This window comes from Streptomyces sp. NPDC008079, assembly GCF_042957385.1.
Lineage (GTDB): Bacteria > Actinomycetota > Actinomycetes > Streptomycetales > Streptomycetaceae > Actinacidiphila.
Map to the genome: position 1 here is coordinate 121,839 of NZ_JBIBIC010000005.1, position 22,990 is coordinate 144,828.

Below are 22,990 nucleotides of genomic sequence, written 5' to 3' on the forward strand. Positions count from 1 at the left end.
CCACGATCCGACCGCTACCCTGAACCGTCCCTCTCATGCGGGGCGGCAACGGAATTGGGCGGCCAATCAGCACGCTACCTGCACATCACGGTCCGGCAACGCATCCGTAATGGGGCGTTGACGCTCCTGGGTATCTGGCGTAGAACTACCCCTGCGGTTGAGATGGCGTTTCATCTTGGTGACTTCTGTTGGAAATCGATAGGCTACAGGCCCTCCAGAAACGTCCACTCCGCCATCGCTCGCCTACCGCACCCGGAACGGCCACACACACATGGAGGCACCATGTCGGACGTCGAATCAACGGGAAGCAGCACAGCGGGAAGCGGCCTGGACAGCGGTACGTCGCCGTCGCGCAGAAACGTGCTCAGAGGCGTCGCGGGCGCGGCCGGTCTCGCCGTCGTCTCCGGCGGCCTGCTGACCGCCTGCGGCAGCGACTCCAAGGACTCCAAGGACAAGGGCAGCCCCAGCGCCTCCGGCGGCAAGGTCGGCGGCACGGTGACCTTCGGGTCCAACTACTCCGACTCCGCGCCGAAGGCCGCCTTCGCGGCCCTCACCACCGCAGCCGCCGCGAGCACCAAGGCGCAGGTCAAGATCAACACGGTCGACCACAACACGTTCCAGGAGAACATCACCAGCTATCTCCAGGGCACCCCGGACGACCTGTTCACCTGGTTCGCGGGCTACCGCATGCAGTACTTCGCCGCGCAGGGCCTGGCCCAGCCGCTGGACGACGTGTGGGACAAGATCGGCGGCAACTTCGGCGACGCGGCCAAGAAGCTCTCCACCGGCCTCGACGGCCACCAGTACCTGGTACCGCTGTACAACTACCCGTGGGTGGTCTTCTACAACAAGAGCCAGTTCGCGGCCAAGGGCTACTCCGTGCCCACCACCTGGGACGCCTACGTGGCGCTGGCCAAGAAGATGAAGGGCGACGGCATCATCCCGATCGCCTTCGGCGACAAGGACGGCTGGCCCGCCCTCGGCACCTTCGACATCCTGAACATGCGGATCAACGGGTACGACTACCACACCAAGTTGATGAAGCACGAGATCCCGTGGACCGACCAGGGCGTGCACACGGTCTTCCAGCACTGGGCCGAGATCCTGCCGTACACGCAGACCGGCGCCAACGGGCGGATCTGGCAGGACGCGGCCAAGACCCTGGAGACCAAGAAGGCCGGGATGATGTTCCAGGGCACCAACCAGGTGGCCGCGCAGTACGTCTCGGACAAGGCCGACCTCGCCGACCTGGACTTCTTCACCTTCCCCGCGATCAACCCGTCCTACGGCCAGGACTACATGGACGCGCCGACCGACGGCTTCATGCTCAGCAAGAAGGCCAAGAACCCCGACGCGGCCAAGGCGATCCTGGAGTACATCGGCACCGGGCAGGCCGAGTCGGACTTCCTCAAGACCGACCAGTGGGACGTCGGCCTGGCCACCGGCCTCCAGGTGCCGACGTACAACGCGATCCAGAAGAAGTCGGTCGCCGAGATCGCCAAGTGCAAGGCGGTGGCGCAGTTCATGGACCGCGACGCCGACCCGGCGATGGCCACCGCGATGATCTCGATCATCCAGAAGTTCATCGACGACCCGAGCACGGGCAACATCGCCGGCCTCCAGAAGAGCGCCGAGGCCCAGGCGAAGGCGATCTACTCCTGATGAGTTCCCCCCAGACGCCCGCCCCGGCGGCGGCGGAAACCACGGCCACGCCGAAGGTCCGCCGCCGCCGGGGCATACGCAGGCTGAGCGCGCGCGACCGCGTGGTCGTCGCGCTCCTGCTGGGCATACCGCTCCTGCTCGACCTGGTCTTCGTCTGGTTCCCGGCGCTCGGCACGGTGCTGCTGTCGTTCACCAAGTGGAACGGCGTCGGCAGTCTGCACACCAAGACCTGCCAGCCGAATCTGCCGTCGATCCTCAACAACGGCTGTGTGTACGGCGTCCAGAACTACCACCAGGCCGCCACGATCTACCCGGAGTTCTGGCCCGCCGTCCGGCACAATCTGATCTGGCTGGCCGTCTTCGTCCTGATCGCCACACCGCTGGGCATGCTCTTCGCCGTCCTCATCGACCGCGGCATCCGGGGCAGCCGGATGTACCAGAGCATCCTCTTCCTGCCCGTGATGCTCTCCCTGGCGCTGGTCGGCATCATCTGGGAGTTCATGTACTCGCAGAACTTCGGGCTGATCAACACCGTCATCGGGCGCAACGGCAACGACAACGCCATCGACTGGCTCGGCAATCCACACCTGAACCTGTGGTCGGTCCTGGTCGAGGCCACCTGGCGGCAGGCCGGATACGTCATGGTGCTGTACCTGGCCGGGCTCAAGGCCGTGGACCCGACGCTGCGCGAAGCGGCCCTGGTCGACGGCGCCAACGCCTGGCAGACCTTCTGGCGGGTGATCTTCCCCGTGATGCGTCCGATCAACATCGTCATCATGGTGGTCACCGTCATCGAGTCGTTGCGCGCCTTCGACCTGGTGTACATCACCAACAAGGGCATCAACGGCCTGGAGCTGCTCTCGGTCCTGGTCACCTCCAACATCGTCGGGGAGACCCAACGGGTCGGCTTCGGCTCCGCGCTGGGCGTGGTGCTGCTGGTGATCTCGCTGGTGCCGATCAGCGTCTTCCTGTACCAGACGTTCAGCCGTGAGGAATCGCGATGACCACCGATACCCTGCCGCGGCTGCACACCGAACCCGCCGCGCGGCCCCCGGGCCCCGGGAAGCCGCGCCCCTGGGGCCAGATCGCCTCGCAGGTCTTCCTGATCTGCGCCTCGGTCCTCTGGCTGCTGCCGATCGCCTTCGCGCTGTACGTGGCCGTCCGCCCGTACTCCGACACCCGCAAGTACGGCTATGTCTCGCTGCCGCACCACCTGACGTTCAAGAACTTCACCGACGCGTGGACCCAGTCGGACATGAAGCACTTCTTCTGGAACTCGGTGCTCATCACCGTTCCGGCGGTGATCGTCGTGCTGGCGCTGGCGTCCGGTGTGGCCTTCGTGCTGACCCGGGTCAACGTCAAGCTCAACATCGCGCTGCTGATCCTCTTCACGGCGGGCAACCTGCTCCCCCAGCAGGTCATCATCACCCCGCTGTACCGGATCTACCTGAAGATCTCGCTGCCCGGCTTCCTCAGCGGCAGCGGCCTGATGTACAACTCGGTCTTCGGCCTCATCGTCATCAACGTGGCCTTCCAACTGGGCTTCTGCGTCTTCGTGCTGAGCAACTACATGAAGTCGATCCCCGACGAGATGTACGAGGCCGCGCTGGTCGACGGCGCGGGGCTGTGGACCCGGTACTGGAAGCTCACCCTGCCGCTGTGCCGTCCGGCGCTCGCGGCGCTGGCGACGCTGCTGACGACCTGGATCTACAACGACTTCTTCTGGGCCATCACCTTGATGTCGTCGGGCGACAAACGCCCGGTCACCTCGGCGCTGGCCAATCTCCAGGGGCAGTTCGTCTCCAACCAGAATCTCATCGCCGCCGCCGCGATGATCGCGGCGGTGCCGACGCTGGTGGTCTACATCCTGCTCCAGAAGCAGTTCATCGCCGGTCTGTCGCTGGGCTCCAGCAAGGGCTGAGCACACGGGCAGGGGCCACGCTTCCGCTCCCGTCCCCCAACGGCCGCCGCCGGGAACCCCGTTCCCGGCGGCGGCCGTCCGTCGCGGCGGCGGTCACGCCCGCTTCGCGGCGCCGCCGGCCCTGACCCGCGACGGCAGCCGCAGCCACCAGGACGCCGCGGCACGGGTCTTGGAGGGGATGCGCAGGTCGCCGGAGACCCGCCGCAGGAGATCGGTCTCGCCGCTGATGCCGAGCCCGTAGACGGCGGCGGAGGCCGCGCGCCCACCGGCCGGGCGGGAGGCGCCGCCGGCGGCGGGGGTCAGCGCCAGCGCGTTCTCCCAGAAGGACCGCGGGCTGACCCCGCCCATGTGCGCGAGCGCCGACGTGGCGGCCCTGACCACCGCCTCCGGCAGGGTGGGAGCGAGCGCCAGCCGCTGGACCAGCGGCCGTTCCGCCGTACCCCCGACGATCCGGAGGGCTTCGAGCAGCCGCCCGGCGAGCGTGACATCGCGGGCGACGGCCAGCCGGGACAGCTCGTACGACATCGCGGCGGCCACCGGCGCCCGGTAGGGGGTGGCCGCGACCATCATGGCCGCGTACAGGCGCATGTCGAAGACCGGGTGCAGCAGCATCTCGCGGACCAGCAGGGGCAGCAGCGGGTCCGTGAAGCGCGGGATCTCGCGGGAGACGGCCGACAGGGCGGAGGCGGTGACGCGGGCGGCGATGTCGGAGCCGTACCGCTCCCCGGCACCGGTACGGGTGCGGGCCGGGAGCGACGGCGGCGCGCCGTCCAGCATGCGCGACACGACCGCGGCGAGCGCGCGTTCCTCCGCCTGGCGCCCGTCGGCGTCGTACGCCACCTGCTTGACCAGCCGGGCGAGCACGGCCGACTGCGGCCGGTCGAAGTGCTGGAGCCGGACCTTGCGGACGCAGGCCAGCAGCGCGCCGAGGAAGGCGCTGTCGTTGGTGGGCCTGGCCAGTTGGGCGAGCACGCCAGAGGCCGCGTCCGGGTGCGCGCTGGAGTCCAGGAGGCAGACCGGTTCGAGGAAGACCTGGTTGTGGGCGTCCGCCGCCCAGGCGATGCACGCCGAGACCGCCGCCACCTGACCCGAGGGGTGGCCGAGCACCCGGTTCAGCGCCTCGTGCCGCTGCTGCCAGGCCAGGCCGTCGGAGACCAGCGACTCGGTGAGCAGGCGTTCGGCCAGGGCCGTCCAGTCCCGTGAGCGCAGCCGCAGTTGGGGGTGGAGGACGAGCAGCACGGTCAACTCGTCCCAATCGGCGCCGGTGACCGGCGCGTCGTCCAGGGCGCGGTCCAGGAGGGTGTCGACCCGCCGTTCCGCCGCGCCGAGATCGCCCGGCGCGCGGGCCAGCAGCGGTACGGCTCCGGCGGACGGGGCCGCGTACCGGTGGAGGATGTCGATGGTGGCGGTCAACTGGCCCGGCGGCAGGCCGAGTAACTGCTCGTAGCGGCGGACCGCGGAATGGCCGACCCTCGTCACGCCGGTCTCCCAGCGGGAGATGGAGCTGACGCTCACCTGCGCGGGCCAGGAGCCGCCGTGGAAGGAGCGGGCGAAGGAGTCGCCCTTCGCCCAGCGCGGTTCGCGGCCGTAGAGCCGGTTGACCCGCAGCAGCCACGCGGCGCGGTCCTGGGTCGTCGGCAGCGGGGCACGCGCGGGGACGGCCGACCGCCGCCGTCCGACCGATCCGTACGGCCGCCCACGCGTGCTGTTCGCCATCGCCACCCCGGTGATCCCTACGCGTCGCGTATTTATTGCAGTGCCCCCCGGCCCGCGCAACGCGCAGTCACATTAGACCCGGCCGACCGTACTGTCGCCATAATCCGGCCAGTCGCGGGAGGGCGAGCCGGATCGCCGGGGCGCACAAAGGGGGCGCGCGCCCGGAACACGCTGTGCGCACAGCGCCTCACCCGACAATTCGGCACGGAATTTCGCACAGGAACACGCAACAAGCGCCACGCACCACCCGAGACAGGGACGCCCATGGCTACCAGCCTGGCTCTTGCCGGAAAGACATTCGACATCTTCACCGCGGAACCCATTCTGCTGTCACGGATCAACGCGAGCCCTCGCCGGTGGCTCTGGCTCTGCGGAATTCCCGTCGTGACCATCGTCCTGCTCTTCGAGTTCTCCGGTCTGTACGGCGCGGTGACCATGCCGCACCTGGGCGGGCAGCTCTGTTCCGACCTGGCCCAATTCCTCAGGTTCGACCGGCCGGACTGCCGACGGCACGCGTCGGCGGGAAATCGGTTTCCGCTCCTGCGCGACCTGCTCTCGCTGAGCGCGATCGTCATCCTGCTGATCACCCCGGCCCTCGTCCAGCGGCAGTGGTCCGCCTTTGAGAACCTGCTGCCGGGAATGGAACGCGACGGATCGCTCACCGTCCCGGCGAACGCCGCCGCGCGGGCGCGGATCCACGCCGAGATCGACCGGACCAATCTGCGATTTCGCCGAATAAGGAATCTGGCGCCGATCATGATCGTCGGTTCGTTCGTCTGCGTCTTCGTCATCTCGCTCAGCGAGAAACGCCTGGGCATCTACTACGCGCTGGCGCCCGCCGGACAGGCGCACGCCTGGGGCAGGGCCGCGTACGCCAACTGGTGGGCGAGCTGGCAGACCTCGCCGGTCGGCGCCATCGTCTACCTCACGGTGGGCACCGCGGGCGTTTACTGGATCGCGGTCATGAACTGCGCGGGCAGCCGCGTACTGCTGTGCCTGTGGCGGCTCCGCGGAGACCTGCACTACGGCGTCGACCCGGCCAACGCCGACGGCAGTTTCGGCTGGGGCCGCGCCCGCGCCGTCCTGGTGCCGACCTACACCTCGATGGCCCTGCACGGCTTCGCCCTGATCGCGGTGGGCATCTCACTGCCGTTCCCGTGCAGCGTCGTGGTGCTGATCCCGGTGGTCGGCCAGTGGCTGCTCGCGCTGCCCGTCTACACCGGGCTGCCGCTGCTGCTCACCCGGCGCTGGGTCCGGGGATTCAAGCGGCGCGAGGAGGCCCGGCTGCGGATCGCGCTGCGGCGGCTGGAGGCCGACCGCGCCGCTCTGCTGGCGGCGGGCCGCTACTTCACCGAGTGCGAGGCGCTGAGCGGGCGCCTGGCCCGCGTCCGCGACATCCGGTCCTTTCCCTTCAACCGGCCGCGCGACATCGTGCTGGCCGCCGCGAATCTCCTCGCCACCGCCGGTGGCGTCTACTCCCTTTTCCTCGTCTGGTACTGACCAGGCGTCACTTCTCGTCGGCCCGCCATCACTTGGCGCCGGCCCGACGTCACTTCGCACGGACTCGGTCGCACCGAACAGCCCGCTCCACATCCGTCTGGGGGATTCATGCGCAAAGACCAGGAAAACCAGCTCCAGGAAGTCTTCGACGCCTACGCGCTCACCTGGGGACCGGTGCAATGGCGCTCGCGAGTCGCGGCCGTCCGCCGTACCGGGAACGACACCTTCGCCTCGATGCTGTACGCGCTCGCGGCCGTCGAGACCGATTCCGCGCTGATGCGCAGAAAGGTGCACGCGATCCGGGGCGACCGGGCGAACGCGCTCGCGCAGTTCAACATCCTGTGGCTGGCGGAGGAGGCCGAGCACGGTTACGCGCTGCGCGCCGCCGCTTCGGCGCTCGGCACTCCGAGGAAACCGTCGGCGGTGCGTCGCAACACCCGTCACATCCGCGCACTGGTGACCTGGCCGACGCTGTACGCGGCCGGTCTGCTCATGCCGCACATCCAGGCGATGTACTGCGTTCTGGGCGCGATGCAGGAGTACATCGCGCTGACGACCTACCGGCGGATCGGCGAATTGGTGGGAGATCCGGCACTCGACGATCTGCTGAAGGCGATCGCGCGCCAGGAGTCGCACCACATGAAGTTCTACCGCAAGTGCGCGCTGATCCTGCTGGAGGAGCCGGGCGCGCGCAGGACCGCGCGGCTGACGATGCCCACGCTGTGGCGTCCGCCGGGCATCGACCTGCTCGGCCTCGGCCAGTGGCTCGACGTGTTCGGCCCGCTGCTGCGCGACCCGGTGTACGCCGACCGGCTCGCGCGGGCCGACGCCGTGCTCGGCGACCTGATCGAGGACCACTCGGTGACGCCGATGACCTCCTTCCTCGCCAAGGCCGGACCCCGGCTGCACGCGGCGGCGGACACCGCCCCTGCGCCCGCCTGGAGCACCGCGGTCCGCCTGCCCCTCGTCGGGGCCGCCGACCGGTCCGTCGGCGGGCGGCGCCGATGAGGTCGTTCCGCTCCGGCGGCTGGGAGTTCCCGGTCGGCGACGCGGGGCCGCGCGACGGCGAGCCGGTGGTGCTGCTGCACGGCTTCCCCGCGGGCCCGGCGTGCTGGACGCGGGTCGCGCGGGCGCTGGGCGCGGCGGGTGTACGGACGCTCGCCCCGCTCCAGCGCGGGTACGCTCCCGGCGCCCGCCCGCGCCGGGCGCGCGACTACCGGCTGCCGCTGCTGGTCGAGGATGTCCTCGGCCTGCTGGACGCGGCGGGCCTGGAGCGCGCGCATGTCGTCGGGCACGACTGGGGAGGCAGTGTGGCCTGGGCGCTCGCCGAGCGGGCGCCGGACCGGGTCGCGTCACTGACCGCCGTGTCGATGCCGCACCCGGCCGCCCTGGGCCGGTCGCTGCTGACCAGCCGTCAGGCCCTGCTCTCCTGGTATCTGCTCTTCTTCCAACTCCCCTGGCTGCCCGAGGCGGTGATCACCCACGACCGCGGGCACACCGGGGCGCGCTGGCTGCGCCGGCTCGGCCTGGAGGAGGCGACGGCCCTCGGGTACGCGCGGCGGTTCGTGACCGACCGGGCCGCGCTGACCGGCGCGCTCGGCTGGTACCGGGCGCTCCCCCGCGAGGCGGCCCGCGGGCTGCGGGCCGCGCCGGTGTCGGTTCCCACCCTGTTCGTGTGGGGTACGGCGGACGCCGTGATCAGCGCCCGGTCGGCGTGGCTGACCGAGCGCTGGGCGGCGGGACCTTACGCCTTCCACCCGCTCGTCGGCGGCACGCACTGGCTGCCGGAGCAACGTCCCGACCTGCTGGCCGAGTTGATCCTCGGACAGCTCGCGAACCACCCCGCCGCCCGCTGAACCGGACCCGCCGCGATCCGGAAAACAGGCCGACTCCGACCCCAAAAACCGTTATCCATACGGGCGTTGGCTCCGGCGCTGTCACGGGGATTGACACTGTTCAGGCGTTGCAAGAGACTCCCACGGAGAGCGCTCTCCGCCGTCATCTCCGGCCATTGTGCGACGAGTCCGGAGCAATTCGCAGCCGCCACCGTGGATGCCGCCGCCTGCCGCCCGTCGCCCGTCCGGCGACGGCCTCCACGGTGATCAGAGTCATCACACCCCCACGTGGAGATGCACATGAGCCTCCTGTCCACATTTCTGAGGTCCGTCAGACGGCGCAGACCGCTGGTGGCCGTCGCCCTCGCGGCGGCCCTGGCGACCGGCGGTGCCATCGGCACCACGACCGGTACCGCGCACGCGGCCGACACCCTGCTGTCCCAGGGCAAGACCGCCACCGCCTCCTCGACCGAGAACGCGGGCACCCCCGCCTCGGCCGCCGTCGACGGCGACGTCGGCACCCGCTGGTCCAGCGCGGCCGGTGACCCGCAGTGGCTCCAGGTCGACCTCGGCGCGTCGGCGACCATCAGCTCGGTCAGCCTCAACTGGGAGACCGCGTACGCCACCGCCTTCAAGATCCAGGTCTCCGACACCGGCACGACCTGGACCGACGCCTACTCGACCACGACGGGACCCGGCGGAAAGCAGACCCTTTCCGTAAACGCTTCCGGGCGCTATGTCCGGATGTACGGCACCGCGCGCGCCACCGGATACGGCTACTCCCTCTGGGAGTTCCAGGTCTACGGCTCGACCGGAGCCGCGGGCGGCACCTGCGGCACCACCAACGCCGCGCTCAACCACCCGGCCACGGCGTCCTCCACGGAGAACGCGGGCACCCCCGCCTCCGCGGCCGTCGACGGCAACGCGGGCACCCGCTGGTCCAGCGCGGCCGGTGACCCGCAGTGGCTCCAGGTCGACCTCGGCTCCTCGCAGGCGGTCTGCAAGGTCGGTCTCACCTGGGAGGCGGCCTACGCGACCGCCTTCAAGATCCAGGTCTCGGACAACGGCACCACCTGGGCCGACGTCTACTCCACCACCACCGGCACCGGCGGCACCCAGAACCTCACGGTCAGCGGCACCGGGCGCTACGTCCGGATGAACGGCACCGCGCGCGCCACCGGATACGGCTACTCCCTCTGGGAGTTCCAGGTGTACACCACCGGGAGCGGCGGGACCGGCGGCGGCACCGGGGGCACCACCACCCCGCCCACCAACGGCGGCGGCGGTGACTTCTCCGGCACGGTGATCTCCGCCTACAAGCAGGTGTCGGCCTCGTCGTACGAGGGCGGCAACGCCCCGGCCGCCGCTCTCGACGGCCGTACCACCACCCGCTGGTCCAGCCTCTCCACGGACAACGAGTGGATCCAGGTCGACCTCGGCAACATCGGCAAGATCAGCGGCATCGTGCTCAACTGGGAGTCGGCGTACAGCAAGGGCTACCACATCGACGTCTCGGACAACGGCACGGCGTGGACGCCGATCTACACCACGGCCAACGGCCCCGGCGGCATCGAGCGGCTGCCCGTCACCGGCCAGGGCCGCTACGTCCGGCTGACCGGCACGGCCCGCGCCACCGGATACGGCTACTCGCTCTGGGAGTTCCAGGTCTACGGCACGGTGGACAACTCCACCGCGACCCCGCCGCTGCTCTCGGCGCCCACCAAGGCCCCGGCCACGCTCAACCAGTTCGCGCTGTCCGCACCGGCCGACAAGGCCATGGTCACCAACACCCGGCGTCCCGCGCTGAGCTGGGCGGCCGTCGGCGGCGCCGCGCACTACGAGGTGTGGCTCAACATCAGCCGCACCGACTACGACTTCACCGCGTCGGGCAATCTGCTCGACCTCTACACCAAGGTCGCCGAGCCCACCGGCACCTCCTACACGCCGAGTTGGGACATCACCGACCGCTGGACGTACAAGTGGTTCGTCGTCTCGGTCAGCGGTTCGGGCGCGAAGACCACGTCCAACATCCGCACGTTCAGCGTCTACCTGCCCGACGTCAAGCAGGCGGCCGACGGCATCAGCATCATCAACGGCGCGCGGGACCTCAACAAGGACGGCTCCATCGAGCCGTACGAGGACTGGCGGCTGCCGGTCGACACGCGGGTCGGTGATCTCCTCGGGCGGATGACGCTGGAGGAGAAGGCGTTCCAGATGTTCTACAACGTCCAGTCGTACCCGATGTCCGGCTGGCACTTCGGACCGGCGCAACCCGCCGACCTGGACAACGTCCTGAAGTCCACGGCGGCCACCCGGCTGGGCATCCCGCCGGTCTCGGCCGGTGACACCACCGCCGGTTACCAGACCACGTATCCGTTGCAGAGCACCCTGGCGGCGGGCAAGGACTATCCGCTCGACTACAAGCTCGGCGACATGCAGCGCAAGGAGGAGCTGGAGGTCGGCGCGCGCGGCACGCTGTCCCCGCTGGCCGAGGTCGGCACGAAGGTTCTGTACCCGCGGATCCAGGAGGGCGGCGGCGAGAACGCCGACGTGGCGGCGGCCCAACTGCGGGCGCTGGTGGCCGGTTTGCAGGGCGGCCCGGAGCTGAACCCCGGCTCGGTGCTCGCCACCGTCAAGCACTGGCCCGGTGAGGGCGCGGGCGGCGAGGCCGGCATCGTCTACGACGGGGTCACGATCAAGTACCACATGATCCCGTTCAAGGCCGCGATGGAGGCGGGCGCGGTCAACATCATGCCCGGCTACGCGGGCAGTTCGTATCTCGACCCGGGCGGTCCCGGCGCGGGCGACAGCGCGAAGATCCTCACCTACCTGCGGCAGAATCTCGGCTACACCGGTCTGATCACCACGGACTGGCTGCCGTCGACGGCCTGGATCAACGCGGCCAACGCGGGCTCCGACGTGATGGGCGGCGCCGACCCGGGCGCTGCCGACTTCACCATGGCGAGCTTCGAGAACAGCGTGCCGCTGGCCCGGATCAACGACGCGGTCACGCGCATCCTGAAGCTCAAGTTCGAGCTGGGCATCTTCGACCACCCGTACGGCGACCCGGTCAACGGCCCGTACCGCTTCCACCAGCCGAGCTACACGGCGCTGGCCAACCAGGCGTCGCGGGAGTCCAACACGCTGCTGAAGAACAACGGCGTGCTGCCGATCAGGCTCAACTCCGGTGACAACATCGTGGTCGCGGGTCCGCGGGCGACCGACGGCGCCGCGTGCTGCATCTGGTCCAGCTACTTCCACCCGGACTACGGCTCGCTGACCGTGCTCGACGCGATCAAGGCGAGAGCGGCGACGGCCGGTGTCAACGTCTACCAGGACACCGGACCGGCCCCGAAGCTCGCGGTCGTGGCGGTCGGCGAACCGTCGTACACCCACGCCACCTCGTGGCCCGACACCCAGCCGTATCTCCCGGCGGACCAGCTCGCCCTCATCCAGAATTTCAAGAACCAGGGAATTCCGGTGGTGGTCGTGCTGACCCTGCCCCGACCCATCGTCATGAGCGACTGGAACAACCTGGCCGACGCCATCGTGGTGACCTACCGCGGCGGTGAGGAGGTCGGACCGGCGACGGCCAGCCTGCTCTTCGGCGACTACACCCCGCGCGGCAAGCTGCCCTGGCAGCTGCCCAGAAGCCTCGACCAGGTGCTCAAGCCCGGTGGCGGCGACAATCAGGCGGACGCCAACGAGGCGTGGGACCTGCCCTACGACCTCGGCGCCACCGCGGCCGAGCGGGCCGACATCCGGGCGAAGATCGACGCCGGTCAGACGGTGCCGACGACGTACGGGAATCCGCTCTACCCCTACGGTGCCGGTCTGACGAGCTGGTAGACCGCACCGGTTCGTGAGATCGCAGCGCCCCTCGTCGGCTCCGGCCGACGGGGGGCGCTGCCCGTTCAGGCCCGGGCCGGGACGTGCTGCTCGACCCAGATCGTCTTGCCGTCCTCGCTGTAGCGCGTCCCCCAGCGGTCGGCGAGCTGCCCGATGAGGTAGAGGCCGCGCCCGCCCTCGTCCAGGAGTTGGGCGTGCCGCATGTGCGGCGAGGTGTCGCTGCCGTCGGAGACCTCGCAGATGAGCCCCGCGTCCCTGATCAGCCGGAGCGAGACCGGGCCGCGGGCGTGGGTGACGGCGTTGGTGAGCAGTTCGCTGACCACCAGTTCGGTGGCGAAGGCGTGGTCGGACAGGCCCCACTCCTCCAGCCGGGCCATGACAGCGGCGCGGGCGGCCGGGACGCTCTCCGGGAGCGCGGGGTACTCCCAGCTCGCGACGTTCGCGCCGTCCAGGGTCCTGGTGCGGGCCAGCAGCAGCGCCACGTCGTCGTCGTGTTCGGCGGGCAGCCCCGACCAGACGCGGTCGCACAGCGCGTCGAGGCTGTCGGTGGCGGGCAGCAGGGCCCGCGCGAGGGCGGCGACGGCCGCGTCGGTGCCCTGGTGGCGAAGGTCGAGCAGGCCGTCGGTGTAGAGCGCCACGACCGTGCCCTCGTCGAGGGTGAGGGTGCTGCTCTCGAAGGGCGTGCCGCCGACGCCGAGCGGCGGATTCTCCGCGAGCCGCTGGAATTCCACCCGGCCGTCCGGGTGGACGAACGCGGGCGGGGTGTGGCCCGCGCTGGCCACCGTGCACTGCCGCGAGATGGGGTCGTAGACCATGTACAGGCAGGTGGCGCCCAGCTCGCGGTCCGCGTCGTCGTCGGCGAGGCGTACCGCCAGGTCGTCCATGCGGGAGAGCAGTTCGTCGGGCGCGAGGTCGAGGTCGGCGAGGGTGTGCACGGCGGTACGCAGCCGCCCCATCATCGCCGCGGCGTGGATGCCGTGGCCCACCACGTCCCCCATGACGAGCGCGACCCGTGTGCCGGACAGCGGGATCACGTCGAACCAGTCGCCGCCGACGCCCGCCGCGGTGTCGGCGGGCACGTAGCGGTAGCTGGCGTCCACGGCGCTGTTGCGCGGCACCTTGTGCGGCAGCAGACCCTGCTGGAGCCCCAGGGCGATGTCGCGGCTGCGGGTGAGCTGCTGCGCCCTGACCCTGGCCTGGCTGATCAGGACGGCGACCACGGCGGAGGCGGCGAGGAACGCCAGCTTGACCAGCCACAGGTCGGTGCCCTCGGTCAGCCAGTGCCGCAGCGAGGCGTACATCGCGACGGTGAGGGCGCCGAGGACGGCGGTGACGGTGACCGAGTGCACCGCGGCGGCCAGGAAGGGCACGACCGCCAGGGCCAGCCCGAAGTGACCGTCGGGGGCGGTGCCGACGATGGCGGAGCCCGCTCCGACCAGCACGGCGGAGGGCACGACACGCGCGACGCGAGCGAGCAGGCGGCCGGATACGCGCGGCCCCCCTGCGTACACGACGTCCATTCCGGCCCACTTTCGGTTCGGCACGGCGCTGTCCCGCAGCCCGAGCCCATGACAAAAGCCTACGTCACAGACGTATCCGGTGATCCTGGACAGCGGTGGGGCGGGAGAACACGCGGGATACGGATGAGGCGCGCGCCGGGGCCAGGGGCGGGATCGCGCCGATCTCCCGGCGGGAAGCCCCGAACACGCGGTGCGACGGCCCGTGACGCCGTAACGTCCCCTCGGCACGCTGCCCAGCCTCCGGCCGGACTCCCGGCCGCTGTCCCCCGGGGAGGACACGTATGACCACGGACGCCGTCGTCGATCTCGGCGCGCTCGGCGAGGAGTTCAGACGCGACCCGTATCCGGTCTACGCGGAGCTGCGCGCGCGGGGGCCGGTCCACCGGGTGGTGATCCCCGAGGGCCACGAGGCGTGGCTGGTCGTCGGGTACGAGGCGGGCCGCGCGCTCCTCAACGACGCCCGGCTGTCGAAGGTGTGGTCCAACGCGGCGCCGGAACTGGGCGTGCGGACGGTGGCGTCCGGCCTGTCCATGCTCAGTACCGATCCGCCGGTGCACAGCAGGCTGCGCAAGCTGGTGGCGCGGGAGTTCACCCCCCGCCGGGTGGACGCGATGGCGCCGCGGGTCCAGGCGCTCGCGGACGGCATGCTGGACGCGATGGCGAAGGAGCCCTCGCGCCGCGGCGACCTGGTGGAGTCGCTGGCCTTCCCGCTGCCGATCTCGGTCATCTGCGATCTGCTCGGCGTGCCCTTCATGGACCGCGAGCAGTTCAGGACCTGGTCGAACATCGCGCTGTCCACCTCGTCGGCGCGGGCCAGGGCGGACGCGGCGGACGCGATGAACGACTTCCTCGTCCGCCTGGTCGCCGACAAGCGCGAGCGGCCGGGCGACGATCTGATGAGCGCCCTGATCCACACCGCGGACGAGGACGGCGACCGGCTCAACGCCGAGGAGCTGCTGGGCATGGCCTGGGTGCTGCTGGTCGCGGGCCACGAGACCACGGTCAACCTGATCTCCAACGGGGTCCTGGCGCTGCTCACCCACCCCGAGCAGCTCGCCGCGCTGCGCGCCGACCCGGAGGGTCTGATGGAGGGCGCGGTCGAGGAGATCCTGCGCTACGACGGCCCGGTGGAGACGCCCACCTACCGCTTCTCGACCGCTCCGGTCGAGGTGGGCGACACGGTGATCCCCGGTGACGGGCGCTTGGTGCTGGTCGCGCTCGCCGACGCCGACCGCGACCCCGCGCGCTTCCCCGACCCCGACCGCTTCGACATCCGCCGCGACGCCCGGGGCCACATCGCCTTCGGGCACGGCATCCACTACTGCCTGGGCGCGCCGCTGGCCCGCCTGGAGGCCAGGATCGCGCTGCGCGGCCTGCTGGACCGCTTCCCCGCCCTGGCGCTCGACGCGGACCCGGCCGGGCTCCAATGGCGCGGCGGCCTGCTCATCCGGGGTCCCGAGCGGCTGCCGGTGCGCTGGTGACACCGCCCCCGAGTGGCCCGCCGGTGACGGCGGGCTACTCGCCGTGCCAGGAGTGCCACAGCGCCGCGTAGCCGCCGCCGGCCGTGACCAGCTCGTCGTGGGTGCCCAGCTCGGTGACGACCCCGGCCTCCATGACGGCGACGCGGTCCGCGTCGTGGGCGGTCTGGAGCCGGTGGGCGATGGCGATGACGGTGCGGCCCTCCAGCACGGTCGCCAGCGCGCGTTCCGTGCTGCGGGCGGTGGCCGGGTCCAGCAGGGCGGTGGCCTCGTCCAGGATCACCGTGTGCGGGTCGGCGAGGATCACCCGCGCCAGCGAGAGCTGCTGCGCCCTGGCGCCGTCCAGGTGGCGGCCGTCGCCGCCCAGGCGGGTGTCGAGGCCGTCGGGCAGGTCGTCGGCCCAGCCGGTGTCGACCGCGTCCAGCGCGGCGCGCAGCTCCTGGTCGGTGGCGGCGGGCCGGGCGATCAGCAGATTGTCGCGCAGCGTGTCGCGGAAGACGTGGTGGTCCTGGGTGACCAGCACGATCTGGCGGCGCAGGCGGTCCGGCGGCAGGTCGGCGACCGGCACCCCGCCCACGGTGACCGAGCCCGCCCGCGGCCGGTCGATCCCGGCCAGCAGCCGGCCGAGCGTCGACTTCCCCGCGCCCGAGGGACCGACGACGGCCAGCCGCTCCCCCGGCCGCACGTCGAGGTCCACGCCGTGCAGGATGTCGCCGACGTGGTCGTAGGAGTAGCGGACGCCGCTGACCTCGATCCGGTCGTCGGCCGGCACCGCGTCGGCGTCGGTGCGCGTACGCGGCAGCATGTCCAGGCCCTCGACCCGCGCGTACGAGGCGCCGCTGCTCTGCAACAGCTCGACCCGCATCAAGATCGTGTCCAGCGGCCCGACGAGCTGCCGCAGGTAGACCGCGGAGGCGACGACCGTGCCGAGCGAGACACCGCCGTGGTCGTACAGCGCGCCGCCGACGAGCAGCACGCCGAGGACGGGCAGCGCGTACGAGATGTCGACGCTCGGGAAGTACACCGAGCGCAGCCACAGGGTGCCGAGGCGGGCGCGTCCGGCGCCGGCGATGGCCGCCTCCGCCGTGGCGATCCGCCGCTCCTGGAGGCCGAGGGCCTCGACGGTACGGGCGCCGCCCGCGGTCGCCGCGAGGACTTCGGCGAGTACGGAGTTGGCCGCGCCCTCGGCGAGGTACGCGGTCCGCGCGCGGCGCAGGTACCAGCGGGTGGCGACCGCGATCACCAGCAGGCAGGACAGCCCGCACAGGCCGAGCAGCGGGTCGAGCACGAGCACGGCGACGATGATGAACAGCGCCTGCATGGTGGCGATCAGCACGGTCGGCACGTCGCTGCGCAGCGTCGTCGCCACGACGTCGATGTCCGTGGTGCCGCGCGCCGCGAGGTCGCCGGTCGGCGCGTGTTCCACGACGGCGGCGGGCAGCGCGAGCGTACGGTCCACGAAGCGCTCGCGGATCCGCGCGGCGGCGCGCTCGCCGAACTGGGCCGCGAGGTTGAGCGCGTAGCGCGACAGCACCGTCTGGACGACCGTGGCGACCACGATGGCCACCGCCAGCCGGTCCACGGTGGACACCGCGGCGTGGCCGGTCGAGCCCCTGACCGTGTCCACGATCCGGCCCAGCAGCCACGGGCTGACGAGGCCGGCCGCGGCGGCCAGCGCGTTGAGGCCGAGGACCGCGGAGAACGCGCGCTTGTCGGCGGCGAGCTCGCCGACGGCGGCGCGCCGCACCCGCTCCCGGTCGGCGACGGGGAGCGCGGCGGACAGGGCGGCGGGCGCCTGCCCGGCGGGCGGCTCCCCCGGCGCGGTCAGGACTTCGGTACCGGCGGCAGGGCGCGGGACGGGGACGCCGTCCCGCCGGGACGGCTCGGTGTCCGCCGCGGGCGGGTCGCTCGGCGCGGTCATCGGATCGCCTCTTCCTGTGCGCCGCGCGAGACCAGCGCGCGGTAGCCGGGCTCGGTGTGCAGGAGTTCGTGGTGCGGGCCGACCGCGACCGCGCGCCCTTCGACGAGGTAGACGACCTCGTCGGCCCGGTCGAGCACCAGCGGCGAGGTGGTGGTGACCACCGTCGTCCGGCCGGTGCGCGCGGCGCGCAGCCCGGTGGCCATCGCGGCCTCGGTGTGGGTGTCCACCGCGGAGGTGGGTTCGACGGCCAGCAGCACTTCGGGGTCGGCGCAGACCGCGCGGGCCAGCCGGAGCCGCTGGCGCTGGCCGCCGGAGAGATTGCGGCCGCCCGCGCTGAGGGAGGAGTCGAGGCCCGCGGGCAGCGCGTCCACGATGTCGGTGGCCGCGGCCGTGCGGATCGCGGCGCGCACGGTGGCGTCGTCCGGGTCGGCGCGGCCCGAGACGGCCTCGCGGACGGTGCCGCTGAAGAGCGCGGCATCGTTGTCGGCGACCAGGACGCGCTCGCGTGTCTCGCGCAGCGCGACGGTGTCGAGCCGCAGGGCGCCCCACTCGGCGTCGGAGGCGGCGAAGCGGCCGAGCCGTTCCACGACGGCGGCGGTGTCGGCGGGGCGGGCGGCGGCGAGTGCGGTGAGGACGCCGGGGCGGACGACGACGCCGGAGAGCGGGTCGCGCAGCGCGGCGGGCGACGGCGGGGCGGCCACCGGGTGCGCGCCGTCGGACTGTTCCGGCGTCAGGGCGAGGAAGCCGGTCACGCGGCGGGCGGCGACCAGCGCGCGGGCCACGTCGTTGCCGCCCTCGATGAAGAAGAAGACCGGGACGACGAGCATGGCCGCGTAGCCGTACACCGCGACCAGTTCGCCGATGGCGAGCGAGCCGTCGGCCGCCATGCGCGCGGCGAGCCAGGTGACCAGGGCGAGGAAGAGGGCGGGCAGCCCGACGGCGAGCGCGCCGACCCAACTGGTGACGGAGCCGACCCGGTAGCCCTGGTCGCGCAGCGCCTGCGAGCGGCGGCGGTAGCGGGCCGCGTAGACGTCCTTGCCGCCGAGGCCGTTGAGCACGGGCAGCCCGGTCGCCACGTCGACCAGCAGCGCGGTCAGTTCGCCCTGCTCGTCGCGGTAGCCGGTGCCGACCCGCTGGAGGCGGCGTTGCAGCGGGCCGACGGTGACGGCGACCAACGGCACACCGGCCAGCACCACGAGGGCGAGCAGCGGCGAGATGGACAGCAGCACGGCGGCGACCGCCAGATACGAGACGGCCGCGCCGATTCCGGGCCCGGTGACGGTCAACGACTGGGCGATCACCATGACATCGGCCATCCCGATCGCCACCACCTCGCCCGCGCTCATCCGGTGCGGCAGCGTGGCGCCCAGTTCCGTGGCCCGCCGGACGGTGGCGCGTACGACGCGGAAGGAGGCGTCCATCCGCACCTTGGTCATGGTGCGGTGCCGGGCGATGCCGATGAACGCGTTGAGCACCCCGACGCCGAACATCGCCGCGGCCCAGCCGAACAGCGCGGTGTGGTCGCGCGGTCGGAGACCGTCGTCGACGGCGCGGGAGAGCAGATAGGGCGGTACGGCCAGGCCGAGCATCCACACGGTGCCGAGGGTCGCCCCGGCCGCGACCCGGCCGGGCTGGTTTCTGACCAGCCACAGCAGGAAGCGGACAGGGCTTCGGATGTCCCCCGGGGTGGGTGGGGAGAAAGTGTCGGCCATTCCCGCACCCTATGCGGGGGTGCGGGACGGGTCCGAGCGGTTATTCGCCGGGCGCGGGCAGCGTGGCGGAGGTCTCCAGGAAGAAGGCGTCGATGCGCTGCACGGCCTCAAGGAAATCGTCCAGATTGACCGGCTTCGTCACATACGCGTTGGCGTGCTTCTGGTAGGCGTCGGCGATGTCGTCCGGCGCCGCCGAGGTGGTCAGCACGACCAGCGGAATGGAGCCCAATTCGTCGTCGTCCCGCAGGACGGCGAGGAATTCGCGGCCGTTCATGCGCGGCATGTTGAGGTCGAGCACGATCAGGTCGGGGCGCTCGTGCTCCGGGTCGCGCAGGTACTCCAGCGCCTCGATGCCGTCGCCGACGTGCGAGAGCTGCCGGGTCATGCCGCCCTCGGACAGCGCGTCCTCGATGAGCAGGGCGTCCGCGGGGTCGTCCTCGACCAGCAGGACGCTGTATGTGCGGCGCGGGGTGAGGGCGTTCATCGGGTCGCTCCTGATCATGAGGGGCCTCGAGGGGGGATTCGAGGTGAAGACGAGTCCTGGCCAGCGCCGCCGGGCGCCCTGCCGGGTGATGCCCCACGCCTGGCCGAGCCGCGGGTAGTTCGCGCCGAGCCGGACCGCGGCCGCGGCCTCCTGCGCCGCGCACCGGTCGACGGCACGCATGAGATGGGCCAGCACGCGCAGCCGGTTCAGCGGCGCGGCGGCGGGCTCGGGGTCCTGCCCCCACGACGTGTCGCCCGGCGCCAACTCGTCGAATCGCACGGCCAGTTCACCGACGAGGTCGCGTACGGCGGCGTCGGTCAGGCCGGTCATGGCCCGCTCGACGGAAGCGGTGGGCTCAGCGGCTCGACCGGGTCCCGCGGCCTCGGCGGGAGGGGCGGGGACGGCCGCGGACTGCTCCCGGCCGCCTGGTTCGGTGGCCGTCACGGGGATCGGCATGCTCCGCATCCTAGGGAGGAGATCGACATCATGACAACATTGGTTGTCGAGGGGCGCGGGCGCGGAGGGCGTGCGGACGCGACGAATCCGTCACCGTATGCGTGGCTCTGTCCGCAGGGGCGGTGCGCGGTCAGATGTGCGCGAGCAGCCTGTCCAGCGGGCGCGGGACCTGGTGCGGCTCCAGCGCGTCGACCAGCGCGTGCGCGTACTGCGACTTGCGTCCGCTGTGGGTGCCGATGAAGCGCCGGAGCTGGCGGTCGACCGGGCGCTCGCGCTGCGCGGGCTGCTTCTGGAAGATCCGGAAGGAGCGCGCCTCGCCCAGTTCGGCCGCGACCTCCCGTACCGCGTCGGTGCCCAGGGAGCGGATCAGCTCCTCCTCCAGGTCCGCGACGCAGACGTGGAAGCCGAGCGCCTCCATCTGCGGACGGTCGCGGGGCGAGCCGACGCCCGCGCGGTCCAGGGCGCGCAGGAAGTAACCCTCCTCCGCCTCGTCGCACAGGCCCGCCAGCGCCAGGTCGAGCCCTTCGGGGCCGACCAGGCTCAAGAAGCGTCCGATGCTCATGGCGCCGCCGAGCGGCACGACGACCGTTCCCTCGGCGGCCAGGTCCCGGCCGCGCCGGACCGCGAGCGCCTCGACCGCAGCCTGGTCGCTGGTCCCCTCGACCAGCACCGCGGTCCTCACGTGCGTGGCCGCGGCCAACTCGCGCGCCGCCGCCTCGGCCGCCGCGGCTCCCGTACCGCCCGCGGCCCACTCCACCACCGCCAGGCCGAAGCGCGTCATCGTGTCCACGCGGCCCAGTCTCCCCCCGGTGCGCGGCGGGCCCCGCATGGTTTTTCACGGCGGACGGCGGTCCCGGCGGGGTCCCGGCGCGGTCCTGGTCGGAGCGACCGGCGCGGCCCCGGTCGGAGCGCGGGCGGAGCGTGGGACCGGGGCCCGCCCAAGGTCCCTTCACCGGTCCCGGCGAGGCCGGGTACCGCGGCGCGGGCGGCTGGTGCCAGACTGCGCAGACGTCCGGCGCTGCGTAGACGCGGGCGCGTCTACGCAGGTCGGACGGGCGAAGCGGCGGGAACCCCCATACGACGGGGGCTCCGGCCGGTCAGGCACCGGACAGGAGGAACATGCCCGAAGCGGTGATCATCGGCAGTGAGCGCAGCGAGGTCGGACTACCGACCGGGATGGACGTGCTGCGGCGCGGCGGCTCGGCGCTGGACGCGGTCGAGGCCGCGATGCGCCGCTGCGAGGACAATCCGGCGGACCATTACGTGGGCACCGCGGGACTGCCCAACGCGCAGGGCGTGGTGGAGCTGGACGCCTCCCTGATGCTGGGCTCCGGGCGGCAGTTCGGCGCGGTGGGCGCGCTCAAGGGGTACCCGAACCCGATCTCGGTGGCCCGCGCGGTGCTGGAGAGACTGCCGCAGCACAGCCTGCTGGTCGGCGAGGGCGCCGCGCTGTTCGCGCGGGAGTGCGGCTTCGACACCGCGGACCTGCTGACGGACGCCTCGCGCGAGCAGTGGCGCAAGCAGGTCGCCGACTCCCAGGAGTCGGTGGAGGGTGAGAACACCGCTGCGACCGACGGCGACGCGCGCTACCGGGAGAGCGCGCTCGCCCTGATCCGCCGGCTGGCCCCGCACGACGGCCCCTGGGGCACGATCAACATCATCGCGCTGGACGCGTCGGGCGAGATGTGCGTCGGGGTCTCGACCTCCGGCTATCCGTACAAGTACCCCGGCAGGGTCGGCGACTCCGCGCTGCCCGGCGCGGGCAATTGGTGCGATCTGCGCTCCGGTGGCGCCGCCTGCACCGGCCGCGGCGAGCTGAGCATGCGCGGCGGCACCGCCCGTACGATCGTCGACCTGCTGGCGGCGGGGCTCGACCCGTCCGACGCGTGCCGGGACGCGCTCGCCGACGCGGCCACCCTGCCGGACGAGTTCCGCTCCGAGCTGCGCGCGCTGGCCCTGACCCCCGACGGCAGGCACGGCGGCGCGGCCGGACAGGAGGGCAGCGTCTACGCGTTGATGACCGACGCGTCGACCGAGCCCGAATTCCGCCCCCGGACCGTGCTGTGAAGATCTTCGTCTCCTCCGACATGGAGGGCACGGCGGGCGTCGTCGACTGGTCGCAGTGCCGTCCTGGGCAGCCCGAGTACGCGTACTACCGCACGCTGCTCCAGGCGGAGGTCAACGCCTCGATCGAGGGCGCGGAAGCGGGTGGCGCGAACGCGTTCCTGGTCAACGACTCGCACTCCACGATGGCCAATCTGCGCCCGGACGAACTGGCCGGGCGGGCCCGCTATCTGTCCGGCCGCCACAAGCCGCTGTACATGATGCAGGGCCTGGACTCCTCGTACGACGGGGTCTTCTTCGTCTCGTACCACGGCTCGATGTCGGGCGAGCGGGCCACGCTGTCGCACACGTACAACCCGGCGGCGATCAGCGAGGTGCGGCTCAACGGGGTCGTCGCGGGCGAGAGCGGGATCAACGCGCTGGTCGCGCTCGGGCACGGGGTGCCGGTGCTGCTGGTCACCGGGGACGCGACGACGGCCGCCGAGCTGGAGCCGTTCTGTCCCGGCGCGGTGGGCGCGGTCGTCAAGTCGTCGGTGTCGCGGTTCGCGGCCGACAGCCTGCACCCGGAGGAGGCGCGCGAGGTGATCCGGGACGCCGCCCGCAGGGCGGTCGAGGGGCTGCCGTCGGCGGCCCTGCCGGACATCGCGCTGCCCGCGACGCTGACGGTGCGGATGCGCAATCCGGACCTGGCGGAGATGGCGACCTGGATCACGGGCGTCGAGCGGGACCCGGCGGACGCGGTGACGGTACGGATGACCGACGAGGATCCGGTGCGGCTCTACCGCACCTTCGTGACCGTCGTGCTGCTGACGCGCGGCATCGCGGAGTGACGACGGCGGGGCCCGGTCGTCCGGGCCCCGCCGTGTCCGCGC

General features: G+C 71.9%; 15 protein-coding genes and 2 pseudogenes. 11 read left to right on the forward strand and 6 right to left on the reverse strand.

What is annotated here, in order from left to right:
• Nucleotides 1–360: 360 nt before the first annotated feature.
• The 3 genes from ACFZAM_RS14045 to ACFZAM_RS14055 are packed head-to-tail and all read left to right on the forward strand — an operon-like array spanning nucleotide 361 to nucleotide 3,583.
• Nucleotides 361–1,662: an extracellular solute-binding protein gene (locus ACFZAM_RS14045; RefSeq protein ID WP_391046202.1), complete on the forward strand. Its 1,302-nt coding sequence runs from the start codon at nucleotides 361–363 to the stop codon at nucleotides 1,660–1,662.
• Nucleotides 1,662–2,666, forward strand: coding sequence for a sugar ABC transporter permease (locus ACFZAM_RS14050; protein ID WP_355341711.1), 1,005 nt, complete (start codon nucleotides 1,662–1,664; stop codon nucleotides 2,664–2,666). Before ACFZAM_RS14045 ends, ACFZAM_RS14050 begins: the two co-directional genes overlap by 1 nt.
• Nucleotides 2,663–3,583 carry an ABC transporter permease subunit gene (locus ACFZAM_RS14055; RefSeq protein ID WP_391045826.1) on the forward strand — a complete coding sequence of 307 codons (921 nt, stop codon included), beginning with the start codon at nucleotides 2,663–2,665 and terminating at the stop codon, nucleotides 3,581–3,583. The genes ACFZAM_RS14050 and ACFZAM_RS14055 overlap by 4 nt, the downstream gene beginning before the upstream one ends.
• Nucleotides 3,584–3,676: 93 nt before the next feature.
• Here the strand turns inward: ACFZAM_RS14055 and ACFZAM_RS14060 are convergent, their stop codons facing one another.
• Nucleotides 3,677–5,299 (reverse strand): XRE family transcriptional regulator, encoded by a 1,623-nt coding sequence (locus tag ACFZAM_RS14060; RefSeq protein ID WP_391045828.1) that lies wholly within the window; start codon nucleotides 5,297–5,299, stop codon nucleotides 3,677–3,679.
• A 264-nt stretch (nucleotides 5,300–5,563) separates the two neighbouring features.
• Between ACFZAM_RS14060 and ACFZAM_RS14065 the strand changes: the two genes are divergently transcribed.
• The 5 genes and pseudogenes from ACFZAM_RS14065 to ACFZAM_RS14085 all read left to right on the forward strand — a co-directional run.
• Nucleotides 5,564–6,799, forward strand: a complete 1,236-nt coding sequence (locus ACFZAM_RS14065; protein ID WP_391045830.1) for a hypothetical protein — start codon at nucleotides 5,564–5,566, stop codon at nucleotides 6,797–6,799.
• Nucleotides 6,800–6,907: 108 nt separating this feature from the next.
• A complete protein-coding gene (locus ACFZAM_RS14070) occupies nucleotides 6,908–7,807 on the forward strand; it encodes an acyl-ACP desaturase (protein WP_391045832.1) in 900 nt (299 codons plus the stop codon).
• The gene (locus tag ACFZAM_RS14075; RefSeq protein WP_355341694.1) at nucleotides 7,804–8,655 is read left to right on the forward strand and encodes an alpha/beta fold hydrolase; all 852 of its coding nucleotides are present in this window, start codon (nucleotides 7,804–7,806) and stop codon (nucleotides 8,653–8,655) included. The genes ACFZAM_RS14070 and ACFZAM_RS14075 overlap by 4 nt, the downstream gene beginning before the upstream one ends.
• Before the next feature lie 279 nt (nucleotides 8,656–8,934).
• Nucleotides 8,935–10,281 (forward strand): annotated as a pseudogene (locus ACFZAM_RS14080) (discoidin domain-containing protein); the annotation flags it as partial.
• Nucleotides 10,282–10,938: 657 nt separating this feature from the next.
• Nucleotides 10,939–12,483: pseudogene (locus ACFZAM_RS14085) on the forward strand (glycoside hydrolase family 3 C-terminal domain-containing protein); the annotation flags it as partial.
• 65 nt (nucleotides 12,484–12,548) lie between these two features.
• Here ACFZAM_RS14085 and ACFZAM_RS14090 read toward each other — a convergent pair.
• Nucleotides 12,549–14,003, reverse strand: coding sequence for a SpoIIE family protein phosphatase (locus ACFZAM_RS14090; RefSeq protein ID WP_391045834.1), 1,455 nt, complete (start codon nucleotides 14,001–14,003; stop codon nucleotides 12,549–12,551).
• A 281-nt stretch (nucleotides 14,004–14,284) separates the two neighbouring features.
• Here ACFZAM_RS14090 and ACFZAM_RS14095 point away from each other — a divergent pair, with 281 nt between their 5' ends.
• Nucleotides 14,285–15,484: a cytochrome P450 gene (locus ACFZAM_RS14095; protein WP_391045836.1), complete on the forward strand. Its 1,200-nt coding sequence runs from the start codon at nucleotides 14,285–14,287 to the stop codon at nucleotides 15,482–15,484.
• Nucleotides 15,485–15,518: 34 nt separating this feature from the next.
• Here the strand turns inward: ACFZAM_RS14095 and ACFZAM_RS14100 are convergent, their stop codons facing one another.
• The 4 genes from ACFZAM_RS14100 to ACFZAM_RS14115 form a co-directional block, all read right to left on the reverse strand.
• Nucleotides 15,519–17,402: an ABC transporter transmembrane domain-containing protein gene (locus tag ACFZAM_RS14100; RefSeq protein WP_391045838.1), complete on the reverse strand. Its 1,884-nt coding sequence runs from the start codon at nucleotides 17,400–17,402 to the stop codon at nucleotides 15,519–15,521.
• Complete coding sequence (locus ACFZAM_RS14105; protein ID WP_391045839.1) at nucleotides 17,399–19,114, reverse strand: ABC transporter transmembrane domain-containing protein; 1,716 nt, start codon at nucleotides 19,112–19,114, stop codon at nucleotides 17,399–17,401. The genes ACFZAM_RS14100 and ACFZAM_RS14105 overlap by 4 nt, the downstream gene beginning before the upstream one ends.
• 40 nt (nucleotides 19,115–19,154) lie before the next feature.
• Nucleotides 19,155–20,054, reverse strand: a complete 900-nt coding sequence (locus ACFZAM_RS14110; protein ID WP_391045841.1) for a response regulator — start codon at nucleotides 20,052–20,054, stop codon at nucleotides 19,155–19,157.
• 130 nt (nucleotides 20,055–20,184) lie between these two features.
• Entirely contained in the window at nucleotides 20,185–20,844 is a 660-nt protein-coding gene (locus ACFZAM_RS14115; protein ID WP_391045843.1) for a TOPRIM nucleotidyl transferase/hydrolase domain-containing protein, read from the reverse strand.
• 329 nt (nucleotides 20,845–21,173) lie between these two features.
• Here ACFZAM_RS14115 and ACFZAM_RS14120 point away from each other — a divergent pair, with 329 nt between their 5' ends.
• Nucleotides 21,174–22,121, forward strand: a complete 948-nt coding sequence (locus tag ACFZAM_RS14120) for an isoaspartyl peptidase/L-asparaginase (protein WP_391045845.1) — start codon at nucleotides 21,174–21,176, stop codon at nucleotides 22,119–22,121.
• Entirely contained in the window at nucleotides 22,118–22,948 is an 831-nt protein-coding gene (locus ACFZAM_RS14125; protein ID WP_355341672.1) for a M55 family metallopeptidase, read from the forward strand. Before ACFZAM_RS14120 ends, ACFZAM_RS14125 begins: the two co-directional genes overlap by 4 nt.
• Nucleotides 22,949–22,990: the final 42 nt, after the last annotated feature.

Excerpts from the sequence above, each read along its gene's own strand:
- ACFZAM_RS14110 (WP_391045841.1), bottom strand. The coding sequence starts at position 20,054 with ATGCCGATCCCCGTGACGGCCACCGAACCAGGCGGCCGGGAGCAGTCC.
- ACFZAM_RS14105 (WP_391045839.1), bottom strand. The coding sequence starts at position 19,114 with ATGGCCGACACTTTCTCCCCACCCACCCCGGGGGACATCCGAAGCCCT.
- ACFZAM_RS14060 (WP_391045828.1), bottom strand. The coding sequence starts at position 5,299 with ATGGCGAACAGCACGCGTGGGCGGCCGTACGGATCGGTCGGACGGCGG.
- ACFZAM_RS14065 (WP_391045830.1), top strand. The coding sequence starts at position 5,564 with ATGGCTACCAGCCTGGCTCTTGCCGGAAAGACATTCGACATCTTCACC.
- ACFZAM_RS14090 (WP_391045834.1), bottom strand. The coding sequence starts at position 14,003 with ATGGACGTCGTGTACGCAGGGGGGCCGCGCGTATCCGGCCGCCTGCTC.
- ACFZAM_RS14050 (WP_355341711.1), top strand. The coding sequence starts at position 1,662 with ATGAGTTCCCCCCAGACGCCCGCCCCGGCGGCGGCGGAAACCACGGCC.
- ACFZAM_RS14075 (WP_355341694.1), top strand. The coding sequence starts at position 7,804 with ATGAGGTCGTTCCGCTCCGGCGGCTGGGAGTTCCCGGTCGGCGACGCG.
- ACFZAM_RS14055 (WP_391045826.1), top strand. The coding sequence starts at position 2,663 with ATGACCACCGATACCCTGCCGCGGCTGCACACCGAACCCGCCGCGCGG.
- ACFZAM_RS14095 (WP_391045836.1), top strand. The coding sequence starts at position 14,285 with ATGACCACGGACGCCGTCGTCGATCTCGGCGCGCTCGGCGAGGAGTTC.
- ACFZAM_RS14120 (WP_391045845.1), top strand. The coding sequence starts at position 21,174 with ATGCCCGAAGCGGTGATCATCGGCAGTGAGCGCAGCGAGGTCGGACTA.
- ACFZAM_RS14100 (WP_391045838.1), bottom strand. The coding sequence starts at position 17,402 with ATGACCGCGCCGAGCGACCCGCCCGCGGCGGACACCGAGCCGTCCCGG.
- ACFZAM_RS14070 (WP_391045832.1), top strand. The coding sequence starts at position 6,908 with ATGCGCAAAGACCAGGAAAACCAGCTCCAGGAAGTCTTCGACGCCTAC.